Below are 22,641 nucleotides of genomic sequence, written 5' to 3' on the forward strand. Positions count from 1 at the left end.
CGATGGTGCAGGCGTGGGATCCTGGCACGTTCGCGCGCGCCTCGCGCGTGATGGCCGACCGTGCTGATGCGTTGTTCAACCACGGCAAGCGCCTTCGCGACGCGTTCGACGCTCTTGGGGAGCAGTGGGATGGCGCCGCGCACACGGCCGCCGATGATCGCGCGAACGCCGAGTGGGGGCACGCCAAAGCAGTCGCGGTTCGAGTCGAGGAGACCGCGGACTCTCTCGCGCGGGCGACCTACGACCTAGGCAGCACGTGCGAGGCATTGCAGGCGCTCCTGCTCGATGCTCCCCGCAAGCGGCTGCTGGTCCGTGACGACTGGACCGTCACCGCGCTTGATCCAGAATCCCAAGCCCTGGCCGTGGCGGAGGCGCAGCGCATCACGGGACTCCTCGCTGATCTCGAGGCATTCGACGCGACGCTCGCCGCCGCGCTCACCAGCCTCGCCCGTGACGTCGACCAGCTCACCCCCACCGACACCGGTATCACCCCGAGCGATTCCATCGAGCTCGCGAACCGGCTCCGCGCCGAGCTCGGCTCACCACTCGGCATCACGCCAGCGCTCGCTGCGGAGATCGGCGAGCACCTCGCCCAGCTCGGGCTCTCGCCTGCCCAGCTCGCCGCCACGGCCGCCGGGCAACCTGTCTCCCTCCCACCGGACCAGCTCGGTGCGCTGCGCGCATTCTTCACCGAGACCAGCGGTAGCGACCTCCGTAGCCTCTCGTGGCACTACGACAACGAAGCCGACCCAGGGGGCGATGAGCACCACACCGCGCTCGCCAATGCCCTGCTCCTCGTGTCGAATGAGCAGATCGGCGCGGGCCTCGACCACCATGGCGAGCTGCGCAGCCCCGGCGGATACCAGTATGTGCCCGACGATATCCGCGAGGCGCTCGCGAACCGGCGCGACGACGGCCTCCCCGGCATGACCACCGTCAAGCCACTGGCAGATCTACTTGCGACAGCTGATCCGCAGTACGCGCCCGGCGAGGAGCTCGGCGCCCAGCTCGTCCACGCCGCCGCCCCCATCGGAGCCCTCTCCGTCGAGGCCGAGCAGCTCGACGGACGCAACGCCACCCTCGAGTACCCGTTCCACAGGGACTACCCGGAGATCTCCGACACCCTGCTAGACGTGGGCCTGCGCAACACCGACAGTGCTGCCGCCATCCTCACCGGCACCTACAGCCACGGCGCCGACCTGCCGTCCTACGACCGCGACACCACCGTTGCCCAGCTCCTCCTCCACGGTGGATCATCCGCCACCCCGCTCATCGACTGGATCGCGGACGACGCCACCAGCCCCGACCACGACACCGCCACACGCGCCGGCCAATCCGCCCACGGGCTCGCCCAGGCCATCGGCTCCGACACAACCGGGATCGGCGGCAACAACCACCACGCGTTCCTCAACGTCCCCCACCACGACAACCACGCGATCGGCCACACCAGCCCCGAGACCACCCGCGCCATCGCCAACGCGCTGACCCCGTATATTCCGAATATGGGCCAAGTGAACCCAAACCTTCTTGCCACCGATGGATTTGGTGCAGTGTCACATGGAGAAGCTGTCCGAATATTCTCGGTCATCGATAGCAATGCTGATGTGGCGGCAGACTTCAATGCCCGGGCATATCGATCTGTTTCTGACCTCGAAGTCATCTATATCGAAAGCCTGGTGGGTGGTAATGGAAATCGACACACTGACATCGGCAGCTACATTGGATGGATTCAAGGATATATTGAGCACGGCTATATCGTCGAAGCCGAGGATCGATCCGAGGGCATTCTGTCAGCTGCCGCTTCGCAACGCGAAGCCATAGAGCGCGCTTCGACTATCGTAGGTTCCACCCTATCCTTTGCTCCTTATGTTGGGCCAGCGATGAGTGGCGCCAGCGCACTGCTTGGCGAGTCACTGCCTAGCCGAATCGCAGGCAATGTTGAGCCGATATACACTGGCGACATGATCAACTCAGATCAAACAATAGCTCGGCACACCTACAATGCAATCGTGACGCTCGACGGCCTAGGGGCGATCTCGCCAGACACTAGACTGGATGCGTTTCGATCAGGTACGGGTGACTTTCTTCCTTACAGTGAGGCGATCCTAGTCGACAATCCGCATAATAATGCACTGACTGGTAGCGCCAAGCTCGACTCGATTTCAATAAACTACCTCACTGACAACGGATTCCCCATCTCCGATTATACTCAACGAATACAGAATGCCCGCCTAGAGATCGGCAAACTTAAATGACTCCACCGCGAAACTCATACACCTTCTTACTAGGTTCTCTAGCAGCATCAGCAATCCTCGTAGGATGTAGTTCAGGTAGCGTCGCGAACGACTTCGTCGATAAATGCATGACCGAGCCCGTGCCCGGAACTGCCCTTCTTCACGGCCTGGTTGGCGACCTCGAGGACTCCGAAGGGCTTGCCGGCATGACGGGAACCCTCGACCCCTACCTTGATGCTGAAGGAAAGCTCCTATCGCTCGAGGTCGGCATTTCAGTTGACAATCCAGTCAATAACGCGCTGACCGGATATGCGAAACTCGATGCTGCTCTCGTCAACTACCTCACGTCCATCGACTATCCGCACCATCCGTTCGCCCTGGCGTACTCGAACCTGCGCGATGTGACACTCAACGGCCAGGAACTGCTCCCCGACGACCGGATCCTGTACGCGCTCGCGGAGGCCAACGAAGCCGAACTGGCCGGCCCGAGCGCGGAGTTCCGCGACTTGCTGCCCACCTCGGCAGCGCTCGACCCGTTCCGCAGCACCGAGGGTGTCCTCGTGCCATTCGAGGATGCGATCGCCATCGCCAACCCCACCGACGACCCGATCATCGGCCACACGACCCTGACCCGCATCCTCACCGAGCACTTCACGCGCCTCGACATCCCCGCCCACGTCCTCGTCGATACCTACCGCGAGGCCACCACCGACTGCGTGCCCGAGGCCCCTCAAGGAGAGTAGCGCCAGAGCGCAAGAGGCCCCACGAGTGTGCGAGAAACGACACTGCCAGCGCCGAAACCTGTCGTTTTTCGCACACGCGTCGCGGCAGTCTCGAGCGATCAACCCCTACCCCCGCCCGCGCAGCCATTCATTGGCGATACCGAGACTCACGTCGGTGTAGTGCTGGAGCGCGTCGAGCTGGGTCGCGTTGAGGGAACTACAGATCCAGTCCCAGTGCAGGGCCACCTGGTCGCCGGGCCTGGGTCGTGGGGCGAGTGTGGTGCCAGGGCCGCGCCAGGTCGCGGTTTCCTCGGTGGGGTTGCCGAGGGTGATCTGTCCGTTGTAGGTCAGGGGCTGGGTGCTGATGGTGGCGGAGGTGGAGTCGACGGCGGTGACGGTGCCCCAGCGGATGCGGCATTTCTGCAGGATGTCGAGGGCGGCGGGGCCACGGCCGAGGAGGCGTGTCCAGGGGTAGACGGTGAGCACGTGGAAGGTGTGGTGGGCGCAGGCGTGATGGATGCCGTCGAGTATGTGGCCGGTCTGGTGGGCAAAATCGCGCCGGAGCTGGTCTAAAAGCGCGTGAGGGTCGAGGTTGTCGAGGAGTGGGTTGCCGAGCCAGTATGCCTCGACGATGTCGGGGTCCAGCAGACCGCCCAGTCGGCCGTCCGAAAGGCCGGCACGACCGGCTCCCCCAGCGATCGCGTGCAGGTACGGCCAGGCGCCGTCGAAGCTGCGCGCCCACTGCTCTGTCGCCTGCCGCTCGCCCACCCCCGAGACTGCCGCACCCGCGCCCGAGGCACCACCCCCCAGATGCGCCACGGTCTGGCGGGTGTCCGGTGGCCCGCAGTAGCCAAGAGCATTCGGCGGGTAGGCATAGCGAGCGAAGAGCGCGGCTCCCTGATGAACCGCAGCTCCCTCATGAACCGCCGCTCCCGCGTCAAAGGCACCTGCGCCAAAGACGCCAGAGCCCCGCATTTCCGCACCATCGCTCATGTCAGCAGATGCGGGGTAGTTGTTCTCCGGCGGGGAGGTCGACGACGCGGGTTCCGCCGAGCGCGGTCTTGGCGACGACCATGCCGGGGTGCTCGGTGACGACTTCGCCGATGATGGTGGCGTCGCGGCCGTGGGGGTGCACGTGCATGGCGGCGAGGACGGTGTCGGCGTCGTCGGGCGCGACGAATGCGATGAGTTTCCCTTCGTTGGCGACGTAGAGGGGGTCGAGGCCGAGGAGGCCGCAGGCGTCGCGGACCTCGGGCGGGATGGGCAGGGAGCGCTCGTCGAGGGCGGCGCCGAGGTGGGCGGTGGTGCAGATCTCGTTGAGGGCGGCGGCGACTCCGCCGCGGGTGGGGTCGCGGAGGACGTGGATGTCGGCGCCGGTGGCGATCATGGTGGCGACGAGTCCGTTGAGGGCGGCGGTGTCGCTGCGGATGGTGGTGCCGAACTCGAGTCCTTCGCGGCAGCTGAGGATGGCGACTCCGTGGACGCCGATGTGGCCGCTGGCGATGATGGTGTCGCCGGGCCGGGCGCGCTGGGGGCGGATGTCGACGCCCTCGGGGATGATGCCGAATCCGCTGGTGTTGATGTAGACGCCGTCGCCGTGGCCGGAGTCGACGACCTTCGTATCCCCGGTGACAAGCTTGGTCCCGGCGGTGGTGGCGGCGGCGCCAAGGTCGGTGGCGATGCGGTGGATGATGCTGAGCGGGGTGCCTTCCTCGAGGATGAACGCGGTGGACAGCACGAGGGGTTGTGCTCCGGACATGGCGATGTCGTTGACGGTGCCGTTGACGGCGAGGTCGCCGACGCTTCCGCCGGGGAAGATCATGGGCTTCACGACGAACGAGTCGGTCGAGAACGCGACGCGGGTGCCGCCAACGGTGACGACGGCCGAGTCGGTCATCTCCCCCGCGGCCGCGGCTCCGAAGGCGGGCAGGAACAGGTGCTCGATGAGCTCGCCGGACATGGCTCCACCACCGCCGTGGCCCATGACGATGTTCGGGGAGTCACGCAGCGGCAGGGGGCACGCCCAGCCTTCGAGGTCGAGGGTGGCTGCTTGTCCGTTGCGGGCAGGCTCAGGCATGGGTGGCCTCCTGGATCTCGAGGCGGCGGTAGAGGTAGTAGGCGGCGCACGCTCCCTCGGACGACACCATGGTCGCGCCGAGCGGGGTGCGTGGGGTGCATTGCTTGCCGAACGCGGCGCACTCGTGGGGCTTGATGAGCCCTTGCAGCACCTCGCCGGAACGGCAGATCGCGGATTCGTCGGTGTGGAGGTCGTGGACGTGGAAGCGATGCTCGGCGTCGAACTCGCGGTACTTGGGCGCGAGCTGCCAGCCGCTGTCGGGGATGGTGCCGATGCCGCGCCAGCCGCGGTCGGTGATCTCGAAGACGTCGTCGAGCATCTGCTTGGCGGGGAGGTTGCCCTCGGGGCGGACGGCGCGCTGGTAGGCGTTGTCGAGGTGGTGCTCCCCCTTCTCGAGCTGCTCGACGGTGCGGCGGATGCCCTCAAGGATGTCGAGGGGCTCGAAGCCAGTGACGACGATGGGTACCTGGTACTTGTCGCACAGGGCTGGGTACTCCTCGGTGCCCATGACCGAGCACACGTGCCCGGCGGCGAGGAAGGCCTGGACGCGGCAGGTGGGTGACTCCATGATCGCCGCGATCGCCGGTGGCACGAGCACGTGGGAGACGAGCAGCGAGAAGTTGTGGATGCCGAGGCGCTTGGCCTGGTAGACGGTCATGGCGTTGGCGGGGGCGGTGGTCTCGAAGCCGATGCCGAAGAACACGACCTGCCGATCAGGGTTTTCGCGGGCGATGCGCAGCGCGTCGAGCGGCGAGTAGACGACGCGGATGTCACCGCCCTGGCTCTTGATGCGGAAGAGGTCGGACTCGCTGCCGGGGACGCGGAGCATGTCGCCGAAGGAGCAGAAGGTGACGTCGGGGCGGGCGGCGATCTCGAGCGCCTTGTCGATGATCTCGAGCGGCGTGACGCAGACGGGGCAGCCGGGGCCGTGGATCATCTCGATGCTGTCGGGGAGCAACTGGTCGATGCCGTGGCGGATGATCGAGTGCGTTTGCCCGCCGCAGACCTCCATGATCGCCCACCGCTGGGTGGTGGTGTCACGAATCTGGTCGAGGAGCTTGCGCGCGAGGTCGGGGTTGCTGAACTCGTCGAGGTATTTCATGATGCCGCTGCCTTCCCATTGGTGCCGCCGGGCTGGTGCGCACCAGTCCCCGGCGGGTCGAGCCCCGCTTGCTTGGCGGCGAGCGCGAACTGGTCGCCGAATTCCTCGTCGAGAACACCGAGCTGCTCGAACTCGGCGAGGGTCTTCTTGGCGGATTCCTCGTCGAGGCGCTGGATGGCGAACCCTACGTGGACGATCACATAGTCACCGATGGTGGCGTCGGGGATGTAGTGCAAGCAGACGTCCTTGTGGACGCCCCCGAAGTCCACCTCGGCCATCAGGGTGCCGTCCCGTTCCTCCAGGTCGAGGATCCTCCCCGGTACTGCTAGGCACATCGTCTACCTCCTCGTTTCGCGGGCGGGCTCGCTGCCGGCCCGGTGGGTCATCGCATGGCTGCCACGATCAGTTGGCCGAGCGCGATCCCGCCGTCGTTGGGCGGCACGCGCCGGTGGACGAGCACCCGGAATCCCTCGTTCTCGAGGCCGCGGCGGGCGAGGGCGAGCAGCAAGGGATTCTGGAACACTCCCCCGGTGAGCGCTACGGTTCCGAGGCCGCTGGATGCGCGGGCATCGCGCGCCCAGCGGACGGTGAGCCCGGCGATGGTGCCGTGGAAGCGGGCGCCGATGGTCCCGAGGGAGACGCCGGCGCGCAGGTCCGCGATGACGGCGGCAAGCATCGGCGCGGGGTCCGCGATGCCACCGGCCATGCCGACCGGATAGGGGCTGGCCTCCGGGTGCTGGCGCGCGTGGCCCTCGAGCTCGATGGCGGCCGCGGCCTCGTGGTCAACGACCTGTCGTGCCCCGGCGAGGGCGGCGACGGCATCGAAGAGCCGCCCCATGCTGGTCGTGGGCGCGCAGCCGAGGCCCGTGTCGAGCTGGTGGCGCAGCACCTGCCGCTCGGCGTCGGGGCAGGCCGCCACGGGCGGGAGGTCCTCGTCCCAGTCCAGGCCCGCGGCGTGAAGGTGGGCGAGCGCCATCCGGTAGGGGCGGCGCACGGTCACGTCCCCGCCCGGCAGCGGCACTTCCTTGAGATGCCCGAAGCGCTGCACGTCCTTGTATCCACCGATCAGGACCTCCCCGCCCCACACAGCACCGTCGGTGCCGTATCCGGTGCCGTCGTAGGCCAGCCCGATGACGGATTCGGTGTCGTCGAGGCCATGCTCGGCCATCACCGCAGCGATGTGCGCGTGATGATGCTGGACGAGGTGCACGGGACGTTCCCCGGCGTGACGGCGGGCCCAGGCGGCGGAACGGTACGCGGGGTGCGCATCGATGGCGAGCTGCTCGGGCTCGACGCCGGTGAGGTGCTGGAGGTGCTGCTCGGTAGCTGTCAGCGCCCGCAGTGTCGCGAGGTCGTCCATATCGCCGATGTGCTGGCTGAGCCACGCGTACCGGCCGTCGGCCACCGCGCAAGTATTCTTCACGTCCGCGCCAACGGCCAGCGTCGGGCGCACGCGGATGGGCACGGCCAACGGCAGGGGTGCGTATCCGCGGGAGCGGCGCAGCGGCATCTCGGTGTCGTCGACGACGCGGGCGACGGAATCATCGCAGGGCACGAGGATGGGCCGGTCGTGCAGCAGGATCGCATCCGCGATGCCGTGCAGGCGCTCGATGGCATCGTCGTTGCGGTAGGCGATCGGCTCCCCACCAAGATTGCCGGAGGTCATCACCAGCACCTCGGGGCCGGGTGGATCACCGGGCAGCCCGAGCAGCAAGTAATGCAGCGGGGTGTAGGCGATCATCACGCCCACATCGGGGATCCCGGGCGCCACGCCTGCGGCGAGTGGCTCGATCTTCGCGAGCAGCAGGATAGGCCGCTGCGGGCTGCTCAGGACGCGCGCCTCGGTGTCGTTGATCCGCGCGATACGCCGGGCGGTGGCTAGGTCGCGCACCATGACGGCGAATGGCTTGCTCGGGCGGTGCTTGCGGTCGCGCAGGGCGGCGACGGCGGCAGCGTTGGTGGCATCGCAGGCAAGGTGGAAGCCGCCGATGCCTTTGACGGCGATGATGTGGCCGGTGGCGAGCAGCTCGCGGGCGCGGGCGAGCGCCTCCTCGCCCCGCAGGCTGCCAGCGGCATCGATCAGCTCGAGGGTGGGCCCGCAGCTAGTGCACGCGATGGGCTGGGCGTGGAAGCGCCGATCAGCAGGATCGCGATACTCGGCGGCGCAGTCCGCGCACATCGGGAAGCCCGACATGGTGGTCGAGCACCGGTCGTAGGGAAGTTCCCGGATGATGGTGAATCGTGGCCCGCAGTTGGTACAGGTGATGAAGGGATGCCGGTAGCGGCGATCGGCGGGGTCCTGCATTTCGCGCAGGCAGTCCGCGCAGATCGCGACATCCGGGGACGCGAGAGTACGACCGCCGGCGTGGTGCGAGGTGCTGGCAATGCGGAACCCCGTGCCACCGCGCACCCGGACCGGCTCCGCGCGCACCTGCTCGACGACGGCGAGCGGGGGCGGCTGCTCCTTCACACGCCGGGCGAACTCCTCGACCGCCGCGGGGGTGCCCTCCACCTCGATAATGACGCCGTCACTGTCATTGCTGACCTCCCCGCTGAGGGCGAGCTCGGATGCGGTGGCGTAGACGAAGGGCCGGAACCCGACGCCCTGGACCACACCGTTGACGTGGAGCCGCTGCCGGATGCGCGTCATGGTGGGTCACCGCGCGGGGAGGCGCGCCCCATCATCTCGAGCCCGGCGCGCGCCTGGGCAGCTCCTTCCGGGCTGGTGCGCTCGACCGCGAAGCCCATATGGATGATGACCCATTCGCCCGGCCGCACGGGCTGCTCGTCGAGCATGCCGATATTGACCTTGCGCAGTTGCCCCTCGACGTCGACGAGGGCGAGCTGGTCGCCGTAGCCGTCGAGCATGTGGTCGACGCGGCCGGGGATGCCGAGGCACATGGGTCAGCCCTCCGTGCTCGCGGTGGCGAGATGCGTGGTGATGGTGTCCGCGACAGCGCGGGCTGCAGTAGCCACGGCGGCCTCGAGCGGCGGGGAGAGCCCGATGCCCTCCTCGAAGGTGGCGGCCTCGCATCCGACGACGAACGTGCGGGGCAGGGCGCCGCCGAGCGCGTCGAGGGTCGCGAACACGGCAGCCGGATCCATCGCGTGCCCGTCGATCCCCGACGCATCCCGGGGCACCGCGGTGGAGCGCAGCGCCACGAGGTCCGGGGCCTCCACCTCGAGGATGTGCACGGTGCCGGGGCTGCCGCGGGACGGGATGGCGTCGACGAGGATCAGCGCGTCCCAGTCCTCGAGGAGGTCATAGGCGAGGTGCATGCCGCGGATGCCGTAGTCGACGCAGCGCACCGTGCCTGGCAGGGCGATGGTGCCCTCCCCGAGGACGCGCAGCACGGCGGGGCCGAAGCCATCGTCGCCGAGGAAGATGTTCCCGATGCCTGCCACGAGCACGTGCGCTGCCATGCCTGACCTCCTACATCTGCCGCATGCGCATGTACCGCTTCATGTCGGGAATGTTCTTGATCCCGACCATCACCCCGAGTGCCGCGATGGCCGACACCACGGCGGTGGTGATCATGCCGACGATTCTCATGGCGTTGCCTCCTTCCAGGTTCGAGCGCCCTCGCCGCCGTGGGGTTCACGGTCCGGGCCGGGGGGTGGCTCGTGGGGTGCGCCGGGCAGGGGCTCGAGCTCGCTCGGCGCGAAGTAGAAGTACCGGCCGAACCAGTCGTGCAGGTCGGCCGCGGGATCATCGACGAGCACCACCCCGACGTGGGTGGAGCCGTCGACGTCGGTCTGCACGTTTGCCACGCGCGCCACCTGGTCGCGGAAGAAGATGTCCTGCGCGTCCGCTCCCCGCCGTGGGTGCACCCGCACCAGGCTGCCCTTGCCGATGAGTGTTCCGGCGATGACCGTGGTGGCGGTGCCGGGATCGACGCTCGAATCCACGACTGGGTCCCACCAGGGCTTGTCGCCGGAGCCAGAAGAATCAGGGATAGCAGGATCAGGCTCGCGGTAGGTGGGTATCTCGTCGCGGAAGGTGCCGTGCAGCGCGGCGAGCGATTCCGCGGTGGAGCCGTCGGCGCGGTCGATGATGCCGGCGGCGAGGGGGTCGGTGGCCCGCGCGAGTTCTTTCTCGGCATCGGTCATCGCCATGACGCGCAGGGTGAGGATCTCGTCGATCTCGGTGGCGTCGAACATGGGCCCGGTGCTCTCCCCGGCGATCTCGGGGTAGTCGTAGAGGATGATCGGCGACACGAGCATGATGCGTCGCTCGCCCGGAGCTCCGGCGAGCACGGGGAAGCAGCGGTGGTGGGTGCGGGCGCGGGCGGCGTCCTCGGCGGCGCGGTCGGGCTCGAGCAGGGATACAAGCTCCCCGTCGGGGGTGGTGACGATCAGGTGGGCGCCGAGCAGGGAGTGGCGTATCGCGTCGGTGCGCGCGTCGGGGCCGGTGGGCTCGGCACTGGTGTTGCGGACCTCGAGGACGAGGGTGCTGAGGCCGTCGGCCATCGGGGTTCGGCGCAGGATCGCTTTGGCGCGCAAGGGCCAGCGGGTGCGGCGCAGCCGGCATTCGGGACCAAGCGTCTCGATGTCCTCGCCGCCGTCGATTGCCGCATCGCGCACCGGCTTCTGGACCTGTCCAGGTGTGCCGGATAGATCCCATTCAAGCTCGATCTCGTGGGCGATGGCCTCGTCCCAGCTGACGTACCGGCGATCCCCCACCCAGGCCTCGGGCACGGGCTCGTAGCGGCCGTCGCGCAGCTCCTCGACCTCGCGCCGCTGCAATTGCAGGAAGCGCAGCGTGGCGTGGATGACGGTGCCCCCACGCAGCAGGAGCTCAGTGGCGAGTCGGGAATCCTCGCCGGTGCTGGCCTCGGCCGCACCGGGCGGTCCGAGCACCCCGAACTGCCAGCGTGCCTGGTTCTTGCGGGAATCGGCCCGGTAGGGATACAGCAGGTAGCCCTCATAGAGAACGGCGTCGGCGACGGCCCTCGCGCGCGCCAGGCTCTCGGTCCCGAAGCCGATGGGTGTGCTGCTCATGGTGCCTCCCCTGCCTCGCGGTCATGCAGCAGCAGCAGCGTCACTGCCGCGTCGAGCGAGGTGAGTCCCTTCGCCGCCTTGTAGCGCAGCAACTGGTTCATGGTGCTGGTCTCCAGGCGCAGCCAGCCGCTGTCCGGGTAGTGCTGGGCGATCAGGTCATGCCACACCTGCAGCGGCATGTCGTGGCTGGCCTCGCAATGCCACGGGATGCGCTGGACGTGGATGCCGTCGCCGCTGCGGGTGAAGATCGTTCCGCTGAACAGGAACACCAGCGGCACCGCGGCATGCTGCTCCCCCGCTGCCTGATCGAGGGCGTGCAAGTACTTCGACGCGGTCACCTCGAAGTCGTAGGTGCAGGGCACGGGCAGGGCGGCGTCGTAGGTGCCGACGAAGCCGGGCACTGTGGTGGCGGTGTGCAGCCACGGGAACGGGCGGACGCTCGACGACCACTGGTCGCGGGGGCCGAACATGTCGCGCAGGCCCGCCGCCTCGTCGTCGCTGTAGGGGCGGCGCTGGGGCTCGATGCGGATCTGGCAGTTGAGAACCATGGCGTGCACCTGGGCGCCGGTGCTCTCGGTGATGCGCAGGCCAGCGAGCAGGTTGGGGGTGGCGGCGTACTTCTCGGGGGCCACCTCGATGACGTCGAACGCGAGCTCGGTCACCGGATGCCTCCTGCGCGGGCGGCGGGACGGGCCCGGGCGGCGATGCGGTCGAAGAAGGTGTCGATGCGCCGGCGCGCGTCCTGGCCGCCGTCGAAGCCGCGCCACACCGCGCGCAGTTGCCCGACGAGCTCGTAGCAAGCATCGATGGGCACGAGGTAGCACTCGGGCGCGGCGAGGGGATCCTCGGGAACGCGGATGAGCAGTGCTTCCACGTCGGGCAGCATCGTGCCCAGGTGCGGGAGCGAGTTGGTGATGTCCTCCCACTGGCGGATGTCGAGCTCGGACTCGGTGGCCCCGGCGGGTCCGGGATAGAAGGTGCCGGTGTGGCCGAGCTTGGAGTTGTGGAAGCAGAACGCGAGCCCGACGGGTATGTCGAGCGCGGCCCATTCCTGCCGCGTCAGGCCCTCGTCGCCGAAGGAGAGGTAGCGGGCCGGCACGGATCGGAATCGCAGGCTCGCGCTGGTGTCGGTGAAGAGCAGGTAGCAGGGGCGGCACACGCACATCAGTTGCCGTCCTTGCACGTCGACGACGTGGGAGTGCTCGTCGCCGATGGGGACCGCGCACATGTCGCAGCGCTCCCCCGGCTGCGTCTCGGGCTGGGTGGCGCGTATTCGCCGCAGGACGTCGAGCGGCGAGTCGCTTGCCCCGCTCACTGCCCGGCCCCCGCGGGCACCGACACGGAGAGCACGCCCTCGCGGCGCAGCACGGGAAGCGGCGTGAGGTGCTCTCCCCCGTGTTCGCTGCTGGTGTCATCGATACTTGCTCCCGCGCGGCCGATGTCGAAGTGCGCCCGGCAGCGCGGGCAGCGCAGCACGGCCGTGCGAGTCCCGGCCTGGCGGTGCAGCACGGCCCCGGCCATGGAACCGAGGCAGTGGCCGCACCGGTCGATGAAGGCGTAGGCCTCCTCCCCGACGCGGCATGCCAGGATGGTCGTGCCGCCGACGGCGAATCCCGCGACCTCGCCATCGGCGAGGCCCTCGAGCTCGGGCAGCTCCGCCCAGCTCCCGGCGTGGTGGGGGCCGTTGTGGTCGGATCCGTTCTGGTGCACCTTGGCGAACAGCGTGTCGGGCGCGATGAGCCCGCTCGAGCCGTCCCCCGAGCGATCCTCGGTCTCGACCTGGATGTCAGTGATCTCGGGGGCCGCGGACCGCACGGCATCCTCGACGGCGAGCTCGAGGGTCACCGAGGAGGAGGGGCAGCTCTTGCAGGTGCCCTGGAACCGCAGGCGCACCACGCCCTCGTCGACGCCGATCAGATCGACATCGCCGCCGTGGGAGCCGAGGTAGGGGCGCACGCTGTCGAGCGCCTTGCGCACGCGCGCCTCCACATCGTCGGGGTGCAGGCCGTGGACGAGCAGCAGGCTGGCGACGAGGTCATCGTCGGCGATCTTGCGGAGGATCACGCCCCCGTCATGCTCGCCGATCACCCGCAGAATCTGCTCGAGCCCGGCCCCGTACAGGCCGACGACCTCGCGCACGAGGGTCTCGGCGCGCTCCCGCGCGATGGGCCCGCTCGCCGACATCGCGTCGAGCAGTCCATCGATGCGGTCACCCGCATCGCGCCAGGTTCCCGGGCTCCCGGCAGGCATGCGATCACTCGCCCGTCAGCGACTGGGTGGGCGAGTGCAGCTTCTCCAGTGTCTTCCCGCCCCCGAGGTACATGTGCACCCCGCACGGCAGGCATGGATCGAAGCTGCGGACGGTCCGCATCACGTCGATCCCCTTGAAGTTCTCGAGGTCGTTCTCCTCGAAGATCGGCTGCCCCTGCACCGCGTCCTCGTACGGGCCCGGCGTGCCGAAGCTATCGCGCGGGTTCGCGTTCCACGGCGTCGGCGGGTACGGGTGGTAGTTGGCGATCTTGCCGTCGCGGATCACCATGTGGTGGCTGAGCACGCCGCGCACCGCCTCGGTGAAGCCGCACCCGATGCCCTCGTCCGGCACCTCGAACTTCTCCCAGGTCTTGGTCCGCCCGGCCCGGATCTCCTCGAGCGCCTTCTCGCAGAAGTGCAGCGCGCACGCAGCGGCGTAAGCCTGGAAGTAGGTGCGTGCCCGGTCCCGCTCGATGGTGTTGGAGCCATGCGCCGGGATCTTCCATTCGAAGCTGACCGGGCCCTTGAGCGCAGTCTTCGGCAGGTTGATCTGCACGCTGTGGCCGGTGGACTTGACGTAGCCGACGTCGACGAGCCCGGCGAGCGCTGTCGACCACAGCCGGGCGAGCGGCCCGCCTCCGGTGTCGAGGGCGAGGTGATCGGTGCCGTCGAACCAGCGGGGCGACATCACCCACGAGTACTTGTCGTCCATGTCGCGGCGCTGCGGCCGCGGATTGGTGTGCTGGTTCCAGGGGTGGCGGCGGTCCACGGGATTGCCCAGCGGATCGCGGGTCACGAACATCTCCTGATCGGTCCAGTCGTCGTAGTACGAGGAGCCGAGCAGGATGCGGATGCCCAGGTTGATGTCCACCAGGGAGGTCGTGACGAGCTTGCCGTCCACCACGACGCCGGGGGTGACGAACATCCTGCGCCCCCACGCCTCCATGTCCTTGTACTCGAAGTTGCAGATGTCGGGATCCTGGAAGGAGCCCCAGCAGCCGAGCAGGGTGCGGCGCAGGCCGACCTTCTCGTAGCCGGGCAGTGCTTCGTAGAAGAAGTCGAACAGGTCGTCGTGCATGGGCACGACCTTCTTCATGAACTCGACGTAGCGCATCAGCCGGGACATGTAGTCGGTCATCAGCTGGATCGTCGCGACGGTTCCGACGCCGCCGGGATACAGCGTGGAGGGGTGGACGTGGCGGCCCTCCATGAGGCAGAACATCTCGCGGGTGGAGCGCGAGACCGCGAGGGCCTCGCGGTAGAACTCGCCGGAGAACGGGTTGAGCGAGCGCATGATGTCGCCGATGGTGCGGTAGCCGTGCTCCCCGGCGTGCGGGGCCTCGGTCTTGTTGGCGCGCTCGAGGACGCCCGGGTTGGTCTCGGCGACCATCTTCTCGCAGAAATCAACGCCCACCAGGTTCTCCTGGAAGATGTTGTGGTCGAACATGTACTCGGCCGCCTCGCCGAGGTTGATGATCCATTCGCCGATGTGCGGCGGCTTCACCCCGTAGGCCATGTTCTGCGCGTAGCAGGAACAGGTGGCGTGGTTGTCACCGCAGATGCCACAGATGCGGGAGGTGATGAAGTGCGCGTCGCGGGGGTCCTTTCCCTTCATGAAGATGGAGTAGCCGCGGAAGATCGACGAGGTGCTGTGGCACTCCTTGACGACCTTCTGCTTGAAATCGATGGTGGTGTAGATGCCTAGGCTGCCCACGATCCGGGTGATCGGATCCCAGTTCATCTCCACCAGGCCGTCCGCGTTCTCCTTGATGGGCGGCGGGGTGGGCAGCGGCCCGGGCCCGTGAATGGTTGACGTCATCGCATGCCTCTTCGCTTGTACCGGGCTGCTACCAGGTGCGGGTGGCGCCGGTGGTCAGTTGATCGCCGCGGGCGCGCCACTTCGGTTCCCGGTCAACGGTGTGGGAGGTGATGTTGCGCAGGGTGCGGATCACCGATCCGTACACGCCTACCGCGGCGCTCGAGAGCTTGCCGCCGGGCGGTTCGTCCATGAACGGCATGAACATGTCGGGGAAGCCTGGCATGGTGCAGCCGATGCAGATGCCGCCGACGTTCGGGCAGCCGCCGACCCCGTTGATCCAGCCCCGCTTGGGGACGTTGCACTTGACGACCGGGCCCCAGCATCCCAGCTTCACGATGCACTTCGGGGAGCCGTACTCGGTCGCGAAATCGCCTTCCTCGTAGTATCCGGCGCGGTCGCATCCCTCGTGGACGGTCTTGCCGAACAGCCACGTGGGGCGCAACGCCTCGTCGAGCGGGATCATCGGCGCCTGTCCCGACGCCTGGTACAGCAGGTAGGTCAATGTCTCGGACAAGTTGTCGGGGTGGATGGGGCAGCCCGGCACGCACACGATCGGCAGGCCGGCCTTGGATTTCCAGTCCCAGCCGAGATAGTCGGGCACGCCCATCGCCCCGGTGGGGTTGCCCGCCATCGCGTGGATGCCGCCATAGGTCGCGCAGGTGCCAACCGCCACGACGGCGGTGGCCTTGGGGGTCAAGCGGTCGAGCCATTCGCTAGTGGTGATGGGCTGGCCGTCCTCGTCGTTGCCGAAGCCGCACCAGTAGCCGTCGCTGTCGTCGATCTTCTCGTTCGGTATCGAGCCCTCGACGACGAGGACGAACGGCTCGAGCTCGCCGCGATCGGCCTTGCGGAACCACTCGAGGAAGTCGTCGGCTCCCCCTTCGGGCCCGCATTCGAAGTCGATGAGCGGCCAGTGCACAGCTATGTTGGGAAGTCCGGGCAGGGCGCCGAGGGCGATCTCCTCGATCGTGGGCTGGGTGGCTGCGGTCAGGGCCACCGAATCGCCGTCGCAACTGAGTCCTGCGTTGATCCAGAGGACATGGATCACGGGGGTTTCTTCTGCTGTAGCCGCCGTGTCAGACATGGTTGCCACTTTCCGGGGCAGGGCACGCGCAAGCCCACAGGCCCCTGCGTCACCGGAGTCGACCCTCGGCCCACTTGCGTGACGTAGATCACATTCTAGGCGATCATGATCAGTCTGGTCAAAGGTCGATCTGCCGCGTCACCTGCAAGGCTATAGGCTTGGCTAGCCTAACGTCACTAGATCACGGGTGGTCAGCAGCCCGAATCGCCGATCCGGCGGCAGAAGCGCATGGCGACGCCCGGAGAACGCGCGCAGCCGAGCCTCGACCGACCGGCTCGATTCGGTCTTTGACAGCAAACCCCCAGGCCAGAGGCGTACTTCACCAAACGGACTATCCGCGCACTACGGTCGTGCGGGCCAGGAACCCGAGTCACCAAGGAGCCTCCATGAAACGGTGGGCACGCGCCACCACTGCCGTGGCAGCCATCGCTCTCGCCGCGAGCTGCAGCGGCAACGCCGACGACGCCACCGGCGAGACCGATGGCGCGGCGCCTGGCTTCCCGCTCGTGATCACCGACGCGGCAGGCAAGGAGCACACCTTCGATGCGCCCCCGCGCATTGGATGCATCTGGTTCGGCTGCATCGAGTCCATGGCGGACATGGGCATCGCCCCGGCCGCGCACTCCGCGCCCGAGCAGTTCCACAACGCGTTCAACTTCCCCGCCGGCCCCAGCGAGCATCAGGTCGAGGACTCCTCGAGCGCCGAGCAATGGGCGATGGCCGAGGTCGATGTCCTCATCACCCGCGTCCCCGAGTCTCCCGAGGACGCCGCTCTCGAGCAGGCCGCGCCGGTGTTCTACCTCCACCACCCCAGCTACGGCGACAGCACCGAGACGGGCATCGACGCCTACTACGAGAACATGCGCATCATGGGCGAGCTGACCGGCGAGCCCGACGCCGCGCAGGAGGCAATCGACCGCTACGAGGCGACGGTGGCGGCGCTCGAGCAGGCCGCGCCGGAGGGTGCCGCCGATACGACGGTCGCGCCGATCTTCGGCGGCAGCGAAGGCTATTACCTCAGCGGCAGCGAGAACCCGTTCTGCGATGTGCTCGCCAGCAACGAGCTCGGCCGCTGCGTCGACGCCGAGACCGGCGAGATGAACGGCGAGGCGTTCCTCGCCCTCCAGCCGGACTGGATCGCCTTCATGACCGACTTCGGCAACGAGCCCACCCGCGATGATCCGGTGTGGGGGCGGCTCGATGCGGTCCGCGACGGCAACGTCTACGCCGCGCAGACCCGCATCTACTGCTGCAGCCTCCGCGGACTCACCCACGCGCTGCAGGAGTACGGGCACACCGTGTGGGGCGAGGAAGCCGGGATCCCGGCGCCGGGCAAGCTCGACGACTTCGACCCAGCGACCGACGCGATCCGCTGATCAATGATCCCACCGGCCACCACCTTGCTGCCGACGGTCTCCCCCGAGCCCGTTGCCGCCGAGGAGCCTGCAGCTCCCGCACCGCCGCCCCGGCCGCGAGCCACCCGCTTCGTCATCGCTCTCGCGGTGATGCTCGCGCTCATCGCCGGGGCGGGGGCGGTGCAGCTGGCCCGGGGCGAGCCGAATGTCTCCCTCGGCTTCGCCTTGTCAGTGCTTCTCGATGAGGGCGCAGGCACCGATGCCGCCTTCGTGATCCGCGAGCTCCGTGTTCCACGGATCGTGCTCGCGGTGATCAGCGGGGCCGCGCTCGGGCTCGCGGGGACCCTGCTGCAGGGCGCGTTCCGCAATCCGGTCGCTGACCCCAGCCTGCTCGGCATCTCCCAGGCGGCGTCCCTCGTGGTGGCCGTCAGCATCCTGATGCCGGGGACCCTTCCGGCGGGCATGGTGCCGGTGCTGTGCCTCGCAGCCGGATTCGGCACCGGGCTCGTGCTGGTGCTGCTCTCCCGCACGGTCCGGGATCCGGTGCGGCTCATCCTCATCGGCGTGGTGCTGGCGATGTTCTACAGCATGCTCATCAGCATGGTCCTGCTGCTGGCGGTCGATTGGGTCGACCTCTCGGCCTACCTGCGATTCACCGCGGGATCACTCTCGGCGGCAGACTGGGCGGACGTCGGCGGAGTCCTGCCGTGGATCGCGGTGGGCATCCCGGCCGCGTTGCTGTGCGGTCGTGCGCTGAACCTCCTTCAGCTCGGCGATGACCTCGCGACCGGGCTGGGGCTAAGAGTGACATCGTCACGTTTCCTCCTGCTCGGCATCGCGGTCCTGCTCATCGCGCCGCTGGTCTCCATCACCGGTCCGATCGGGTTCATCGCCTTGCTGTCCCCGCACGTCGCGCGGTTCGCGGTGCGGTCGAGCAACGCGCATTTCGTGCTGCCCGCGTCCGCGCTGGCCGGGGCTGCGGCCATTCTCCTGGCAGACGTCGCGGGACGGCTGCTGCTGTTCCCGCTGGAAGTTCCGGTGGGCGTGTGGACCATCGCTGTGGCCGGGCCCGCGGCGATCCTCCTGGCACGCCATCGATTGTCGAGCGCGAGGCAGTCATGAGCACACCAACGACGAGCACCGTCGACCGCGACGCGCGGTGGCGCCGCCTCGCGCCTGTCCTGCTCATCATTGTCGCCGTCGTATCGGCCGCCACGCTGCTGGTCGGCGAGAACAACATGCTGACCCCGCTCGACGTGATCGCCGTGCTCGCCAGCGATGATCCGGTCACGCTGCACGAGATCGCCGTCAACAGCCGGGGCCCCCGCATCGTGCTCGCGATCATGGTCGGCGCGGGGCTGGGCGCGGCGGGCGCGCTGCTGCAGAGCCTCGTGCGCAACCCGTTGGCGAGCCCCGAGTTCGTCGGCGTCAGTGCCGGGGCGGTCACGGCGACCGTGGCGTTCATGGCCTTCGGGCCCGCTCTGGCTGCCGGGATGATCGGGTGGATCAGGCCGCTCGTCGCGACGGGCGGCGGGCTCGTGGCCGCGGTGGTCGTCTACCTGCTCGCCCGCCAGGTCGGCAGCGTCGAGTCCACCCGGTTGCTGCTCGTCGGCATCGTGACCAGTGGCGTTCTCGCATCGGTCACCACCGTGAGCATGATCGCGCTCGGCGAGCAGGCCGGGGAACTGCTGTCGTGGCTGTCCGGATCGCTCGCCCTGCGCACCTGGCCGGACACCATGTGGGTGGCTGCCTACCTGGTGCCGGGCGTGGCGCTGACACTCATCGCCATCCCGCGGGTGAACCTGCGCCAGCTCGGCGATGACGTCGCCATCGGGCTGGGCCAGCGCAGGGAGTGGGATCGCCTGATCGTCCTGCTCGCGGCCGTCGTGCTCACCGCGGCCTGCGTCAGCATCGTCGGCGCCATCGGGTTCGTGGGGCTCATCGGTCCGCACATCGCGCGCAAGATCGTCGGCAACGACGCCCGGCGCCTCGTCCCCGCCGCCGCGCTCGGTGGCGCGCTGATGGTTCTGATCGCGGATTTCGTCTCCCGCAATCTGGATCCCGCCTGGATCGCCGGGCCCCTGGGCCTCGAGGTCCGCAACGTCACCCTGCCCGTAGGGGTCTACCTGACGCTGTTCGGGGTCCCGTTCCTGCTGTCGCTGCTGTGGAAGGCCAAGTAGATGACCACGACAACTGCCCTCGACGTCGCTCTTGAGGCTCGTGGGATCCGATCCGGCTATGACCGGCGCAACGTCGTCGATGGCGTCAGCATCGCCATCCCGACCGGCAGCATCACCTGCCTCGTCGGCCCCAACGGCTCGGGCAAGTCCACGCTGCTCAAGAGCTGCGCGCGGCTGCTATCGCTCAGCTCCGGCGCCGTCTACCTCGGTGGTGATCTGCTCTCGGCGCTCCCGAGCCGCGCGATAGCCCAGCGCATGGCGATCCTGCCCCAGGGGCCCGCGGCTCCCGAGCAGATGACAGTGCGCGAGCTCGTCGAGCAAGGCCGGTACCCGCACGCAGGGCCAGCCCGGATGCTGCGGCGCCAGGACCACCAGGCCGTCGCCGACGCGCTCCGCGCGACAGGCCTTTCCAGCTTCGCCAACAGGGACGTCAACCACCTCTCCGGCGGCGAGCGGCAACGAGCCTGGATCGCGCTGGCGCTGGCGCAGGACACCCCCATCCTGCTGCTCGACGAACCCACCACGTGCCTCGACCTCGGCTACCAGATGGACGTCCTCGAGCTCGTGCAGAAGCTCAACCGCGACAAGCAGCTCACTGTCGTGATGGTGGTGCACGACCTCAATCACGCCACCGCGTTCGCCGACCACCTCCTCGTGCTCGACAACGGCGCCATCGTCGCCGAGGGACCGCCGGAGGAGGCCATCACCCGGGACCTGCTGCGCGCCGTGTTCCGCGTCGACGCGGATGTCATCACCCACCCACGAACCGGCAAGACGACCGTCCTGCCAGTCGGATCCGCGCACTAGCCCCCAGCTCACGACACTAAGGAAAGACTCGATGAGAACCCTCGCCCGCGTTGCGGCCATTCCCCTGCTCGCCGTCCTCGCCGCTGCCTGCGGCAACACCGACGATTCCCGAGACGTGGAGACCCGCGTCTTCACCCATTCGCAGGGCGACACCGAGGTCCCCATGGACCCGCAACGCATCGTGGCGACCACCGACCAGAACGCGCTGCTGCCGCTGCTCGAGCTTGGCATCACGCCCGTGGGCAGCGCGGGGGCCGAGATGGAGGGCGGTGAGTTCCGCTTCCGCCGCACCGATGGATACGACACCTCTACCGTCGAGCCCGTGGGCGCCTACGGTTCCCCCAGCATCGAGAAGATCGCCGCGCTCGACCCTGATCTGATCGTCGGCTACGAGTATGACGACGAGCTCTACGAGAGCCTCTCGGGCGTCGCGCCCACCGTGCTCGTGCAGATCTTCGACCGCCCGCTCGACGAAGCGCTCCTCGAGTTCGCCGACCTCGTCGGCAGGACCGACAAGGCCGAGGAGCTGCAAGCCGATTTCCGGGGGCGGGTCGATAGCTTCCTCGAGCGGCTCGGCGACCGCAAGGACTCGCTCAGCATCTCCCTGATCCATCAGGGAGACCCTGGTGTCTTCTATCGCGTCGACACCGGGCAGGCCACCGGCACCGTGATGCAGGCCCTCGACCTGCTGCGGCCCGAGCCCCAGCAGGGAACCGGCGACTTCGATGGGTTCAGCGTCGAGACGCTCGGCCTCCACGACGCCGACGTGGTGCTCGTGTTCGACTTCTCCGCCGACGAGGGCACGAGGCAGCAGAACGAGCTATTCACGTCCCCCGTCTTCGCCGAGCTCGCCGCCACCAAGGCAGGACAGTCCTACCTCATCGACGGCGGCACCACCGTCGGGGCCGCCTGGGGCAAGATGACTGCCTTCCTCGACGAGCTCGAGCGCATCCTGCTCGCCGACGACTTGCGCGCCGACGTGGTCATCGAGGAGTGAATCCCGTGCATCATCCGCTCGCCCCAACAAGGAGAACCATCATGAACAAGCATCGAAGGCTCACTGCCCTTGCCGCTGGCGTGGCCCTGGCCGCCCTGCCCCTGGCGGCATGCGGGAACAACGCGACCGAGGACGGCGAGGCCATGACCGCAACGCGCACGGTCACTGACTACAGCGGGGCCGCGATCGAGGTTCCCGCCGACCCACAGGCGGTGATCGGCATGGACATCTCCGACACCGCGGCCCTGGTAGCGCTAGGAATCACGCCGGTCGCGGCGAACGATCGCATCGCTGGCCAGTTCGTCGGCACCGAGGACTTCCTTCCGGATGGATTTGATCCGGCTACCCTGCCCACCTTCGGGCTGGCCTATGAGCCCAATTTCGAAAACATCGCCAGCCTGGAACCCGATCTCATCATCGGCAACGAGTTCATGAACGAGATGTCCCAGCAGATGTCGCAGGTCGCACCCACCGTCCTGGTCTCCTGGCCTGACAATGGGTCCTGGCAGCAACGGTTCCAGGACGTCGCCGACGCGGTGGGACGCGGCAGCGAGGCCGCCGAGGTCGAGGCGGACTTCCAGGACTTCATCGACTCCCTGCCCGAGGGGCTCGATGGCACCACCGTGGCCTTCGTCCGCCCGACCCCCGATGGAGGCTTGCGGATCGACAGCCTGCCCACGGCATTCCCGGGATCTGTTGCCGATCAAGCGGGAATCGACATGCTCATTCCTGACGGAGTCGGCGAGCTCGACGAGGGATCCGGGTTCATCGAGCTCAGCGGCGAGTTCCTCGACGTGCTCAGGGGCGCCGATCTCATTGTTGTCCCCGACTACACAGTGACCGGTGCCGCGGAGGAGGATGCGGTGACCCAGTTCGCGAGCAACCCGCTGTGGGAGGAGCTGCCCGCGGTGCGCAACGGGCGCGTTGCCCAGGTACCGGGCCTCGTCTACAACGGCGGCAACTACTACGCCGCGAAGGCGCTCCTCGCTGCGCTCGTCGAACAGCTTTCCTGA

Annotated in this window: 22 protein-coding genes; 8 read left to right on the forward strand and 14 right to left on the reverse strand. The window is 68.1% G+C overall.

All coding sequences use genetic code 11. From position 1 onward, the window contains the following. The first annotated feature begins 2 nt into the window (after nucleotides 1–2). Both HT102_RS01015 and HT102_RS01020 read left to right on the forward strand, forming a co-directional pair. A complete protein-coding gene (locus HT102_RS01015) occupies nucleotides 3–2,255 on the forward strand; it encodes a TPR repeat region-containing protein (RefSeq protein WP_456298952.1) in 2,253 nt (750 codons plus the stop codon). Between the two features lie 107 nt (nucleotides 2,256–2,362). Next, nucleotides 2,363–2,977 carry a hypothetical protein gene (locus tag HT102_RS01020; protein ID WP_192037550.1) on the forward strand — a complete coding sequence of 205 codons (615 nt, stop codon included), beginning with the start codon at nucleotides 2,363–2,365 and terminating at the stop codon, nucleotides 2,975–2,977. Between the two features lie 105 nt (nucleotides 2,978–3,082). Here HT102_RS01020 and HT102_RS01025 read toward each other — a convergent pair whose 3' ends face one another. The 14 genes from HT102_RS01025 to HT102_RS01085 form a co-directional block, all read right to left on the reverse strand. Then, a complete protein-coding gene (locus HT102_RS01025; RefSeq protein WP_333473224.1) occupies nucleotides 3,083–3,949 on the reverse strand; it encodes a DUF6390 family protein in 867 nt (288 codons plus the stop codon). Between the two features lies 1 nt (nucleotide 3,950). Next, on the reverse strand, nucleotides 3,951–5,033 hold the full coding sequence (gene hypE, locus HT102_RS01030) for a hydrogenase expression/formation protein HypE (protein WP_192037552.1): 1,083 nt from the start codon (nucleotides 5,031–5,033) through the stop codon (nucleotides 3,951–3,953). After that, nucleotides 5,026–6,135 (reverse strand): hydrogenase formation protein HypD, encoded by a 1,110-nt coding sequence (hypD, locus tag HT102_RS01035; RefSeq protein WP_192037553.1) that lies wholly within the window; start codon nucleotides 6,133–6,135, stop codon nucleotides 5,026–5,028. The genes hypE and hypD overlap by 8 nt, the downstream gene beginning before the upstream one ends. Next, on the reverse strand, nucleotides 6,132–6,470 hold the full coding sequence (locus HT102_RS01040; RefSeq protein ID WP_192037554.1) for a HypC/HybG/HupF family hydrogenase formation chaperone: 339 nt from the start codon (nucleotides 6,468–6,470) through the stop codon (nucleotides 6,132–6,134). Before HT102_RS01040 ends, hypD begins: the two co-directional genes overlap by 4 nt. A gap of 47 nt (nucleotides 6,471–6,517) precedes the next feature. Beyond that, on the reverse strand, nucleotides 6,518–8,785 hold the full coding sequence (hypF, locus tag HT102_RS01045; RefSeq protein WP_192037555.1) for a carbamoyltransferase HypF: 2,268 nt from the start codon (nucleotides 8,783–8,785) through the stop codon (nucleotides 6,518–6,520). Continuing rightward, nucleotides 8,782–9,036, reverse strand: a complete 255-nt coding sequence (locus tag HT102_RS01050) for a HypC/HybG/HupF family hydrogenase formation chaperone (protein WP_192037556.1) — start codon at nucleotides 9,034–9,036, stop codon at nucleotides 8,782–8,784. The genes hypF and HT102_RS01050 overlap by 4 nt, the downstream gene beginning before the upstream one ends. Nucleotides 9,037–9,039: 3 nt before the next feature. Continuing rightward, nucleotides 9,040–9,558, reverse strand: a complete 519-nt coding sequence (locus HT102_RS01055) for a hydrogenase maturation protease (protein ID WP_192037557.1) — start codon at nucleotides 9,556–9,558, stop codon at nucleotides 9,040–9,042. Nucleotides 9,559–9,568: 10 nt separating this feature from the next. Beyond that, nucleotides 9,569–9,688 carry a DUF6893 family small protein gene (locus HT102_RS16375; protein ID WP_408611284.1) on the reverse strand — a complete coding sequence of 40 codons (120 nt, stop codon included), beginning with the start codon at nucleotides 9,686–9,688 and terminating at the stop codon, nucleotides 9,569–9,571. Then, nucleotides 9,685–11,136, reverse strand: a complete 1,452-nt coding sequence (locus HT102_RS01060; protein WP_225443047.1) for a hypothetical protein — start codon at nucleotides 11,134–11,136, stop codon at nucleotides 9,685–9,687. Before HT102_RS01060 ends, HT102_RS16375 begins: the two co-directional genes overlap by 4 nt. After that, nucleotides 11,133–11,798 (reverse strand): DUF6084 family protein, encoded by a 666-nt coding sequence (locus tag HT102_RS01065; RefSeq protein WP_192037558.1) that lies wholly within the window; start codon nucleotides 11,796–11,798, stop codon nucleotides 11,133–11,135. Before HT102_RS01065 ends, HT102_RS01060 begins: the two co-directional genes overlap by 4 nt. After that, nucleotides 11,795–12,364, reverse strand: coding sequence for a DUF5947 family protein (locus tag HT102_RS01070; RefSeq protein WP_225443101.1), 570 nt, complete (start codon nucleotides 12,362–12,364; stop codon nucleotides 11,795–11,797). The genes HT102_RS01065 and HT102_RS01070 overlap by 4 nt, the downstream gene beginning before the upstream one ends. An 83-nt stretch (nucleotides 12,365–12,447) precedes the next feature. After that, entirely contained in the window at nucleotides 12,448–13,386 is a 939-nt protein-coding gene (locus tag HT102_RS01075) for a NifU family protein (RefSeq protein ID WP_192037560.1), read from the reverse strand. 4 nt (nucleotides 13,387–13,390) lie between these two features. Further along, nucleotides 13,391–15,205: a nickel-dependent hydrogenase large subunit gene (locus HT102_RS01080; protein WP_408611285.1), complete on the reverse strand. Its 1,815-nt coding sequence runs from the start codon at nucleotides 15,203–15,205 to the stop codon at nucleotides 13,391–13,393. A 28-nt stretch (nucleotides 15,206–15,233) separates the two neighbouring features. Next, entirely contained in the window at nucleotides 15,234–16,289 is a 1,056-nt protein-coding gene (locus tag HT102_RS01085) for an NADH-quinone oxidoreductase subunit B family protein (protein WP_192037561.1), read from the reverse strand. 386 nt (nucleotides 16,290–16,675) lie between these two features. Here HT102_RS01085 and HT102_RS01090 point away from each other — a divergent pair, with 386 nt between their 5' ends. From HT102_RS01090 to HT102_RS01115, 6 genes are read left to right on the forward strand one after another with little or no spacing between them, the layout of a single operon-like run. Beyond that, entirely contained in the window at nucleotides 16,676–17,665 is a 990-nt protein-coding gene (locus HT102_RS01090) for an ABC transporter substrate-binding protein (RefSeq protein WP_192037562.1), read from the forward strand. 3 nt (nucleotides 17,666–17,668) lie between these two features. Beyond that, nucleotides 17,669–18,766 (forward strand): FecCD family ABC transporter permease, encoded by a 1,098-nt coding sequence (locus HT102_RS01095; RefSeq protein ID WP_192037563.1) that lies wholly within the window; start codon nucleotides 17,669–17,671, stop codon nucleotides 18,764–18,766. Then, nucleotides 18,763–19,824 carry a FecCD family ABC transporter permease gene (locus HT102_RS01100; protein WP_192037564.1) on the forward strand — a complete coding sequence of 354 codons (1,062 nt, stop codon included), beginning with the start codon at nucleotides 18,763–18,765 and terminating at the stop codon, nucleotides 19,822–19,824. Before HT102_RS01095 ends, HT102_RS01100 begins: the two co-directional genes overlap by 4 nt. Beyond that, nucleotides 19,825–20,631: an ABC transporter ATP-binding protein gene (locus HT102_RS01105; protein WP_192037565.1), complete on the forward strand. Its 807-nt coding sequence runs from the start codon at nucleotides 19,825–19,827 to the stop codon at nucleotides 20,629–20,631. A gap of 31 nt (nucleotides 20,632–20,662) precedes the next feature. Continuing rightward, a complete protein-coding gene (locus tag HT102_RS01110; protein WP_192037566.1) occupies nucleotides 20,663–21,628 on the forward strand; it encodes an ABC transporter substrate-binding protein in 966 nt (321 codons plus the stop codon). 41 nt (nucleotides 21,629–21,669) lie between these two features. Then, nucleotides 21,670–22,641, forward strand: a complete 972-nt coding sequence (locus HT102_RS01115) for an iron-siderophore ABC transporter substrate-binding protein (RefSeq protein WP_192037567.1) — start codon at nucleotides 21,670–21,672, stop codon at nucleotides 22,639–22,641.

The organism is Lolliginicoccus lacisalsi (assembly GCF_014841105.1).
Lineage (GTDB): Bacteria > Actinomycetota > Actinomycetes > Mycobacteriales > Mycobacteriaceae > Lolliginicoccus > Lolliginicoccus lacisalsi.

Coding starts and splice junctions, on each gene's coding strand:
- HT102_RS01090 (WP_192037562.1), top strand. CDS start 16,676: ATGAAACGGTGGGCACGCGCCACCACTGCCGTGGCAGCCATCGCTCTC.
- HT102_RS01040 (WP_192037554.1), bottom strand. CDS start 6,470: ATGTGCCTAGCAGTACCGGGGAGGATCCTCGACCTGGAGGAACGGGAC.
- HT102_RS01060 (WP_225443047.1), bottom strand. CDS start 11,136: ATGAGCAGCACACCCATCGGCTTCGGGACCGAGAGCCTGGCGCGCGCG.
- HT102_RS01015 (WP_456298952.1), top strand. CDS start 3: ATGGTGCAGGCGTGGGATCCTGGCACGTTCGCGCGCGCCTCGCGCGTG.
- HT102_RS01070 (WP_225443101.1), bottom strand. CDS start 12,364: ATGTGCGCGGTCCCCATCGGCGACGAGCACTCCCACGTCGTCGACGTG.
- HT102_RS01105 (WP_192037565.1), top strand. CDS start 19,825: ATGACCACGACAACTGCCCTCGACGTCGCTCTTGAGGCTCGTGGGATC.
- HT102_RS01100 (WP_192037564.1), top strand. CDS start 18,763: ATGAGCACACCAACGACGAGCACCGTCGACCGCGACGCGCGGTGGCGC.
- HT102_RS01025 (WP_333473224.1), bottom strand. CDS start 3,949: ATGAGCGATGGTGCGGAAATGCGGGGCTCTGGCGTCTTTGGCGCAGGT.
- hypF (WP_192037555.1), bottom strand. CDS start 8,785: ATGACGCGCATCCGGCAGCGGCTCCACGTCAACGGTGTGGTCCAGGGC.
- HT102_RS01075 (WP_192037560.1), bottom strand. CDS start 13,386: ATGCCTGCCGGGAGCCCGGGAACCTGGCGCGATGCGGGTGACCGCATC.
- HT102_RS01020 (WP_192037550.1), top strand. CDS start 2,363: ATGACCGAGCCCGTGCCCGGAACTGCCCTTCTTCACGGCCTGGTTGGC.
- HT102_RS16375 (WP_408611284.1), bottom strand. CDS start 9,688: ATGAGAATCGTCGGCATGATCACCACCGCCGTGGTGTCGGCCATCGCG.
- HT102_RS01055 (WP_192037557.1), bottom strand. CDS start 9,558: ATGGCAGCGCACGTGCTCGTGGCAGGCATCGGGAACATCTTCCTCGGC.
- hypD (WP_192037553.1), bottom strand. CDS start 6,135: ATGAAATACCTCGACGAGTTCAGCAACCCCGACCTCGCGCGCAAGCTC.
- HT102_RS01085 (WP_192037561.1), bottom strand. CDS start 16,289: ATGTCTGACACGGCGGCTACAGCAGAAGAAACCCCCGTGATCCATGTC.
- HT102_RS01110 (WP_192037566.1), top strand. CDS start 20,663: ATGAGAACCCTCGCCCGCGTTGCGGCCATTCCCCTGCTCGCCGTCCTC.
- HT102_RS01115 (WP_192037567.1), top strand. CDS start 21,670: ATGAACAAGCATCGAAGGCTCACTGCCCTTGCCGCTGGCGTGGCCCTG.
- HT102_RS01050 (WP_192037556.1), bottom strand. CDS start 9,036: ATGTGCCTCGGCATCCCCGGCCGCGTCGACCACATGCTCGACGGCTAC.
- HT102_RS01080 (WP_408611285.1), bottom strand. CDS start 15,205: ATGACGTCAACCATTCACGGGCCCGGGCCGCTGCCCACCCCGCCGCCC.
- hypE (WP_192037552.1), bottom strand. CDS start 5,033: ATGCCTGAGCCTGCCCGCAACGGACAAGCAGCCACCCTCGACCTCGAA.
- HT102_RS01095 (WP_192037563.1), top strand. CDS start 17,669: ATGATCCCACCGGCCACCACCTTGCTGCCGACGGTCTCCCCCGAGCCC.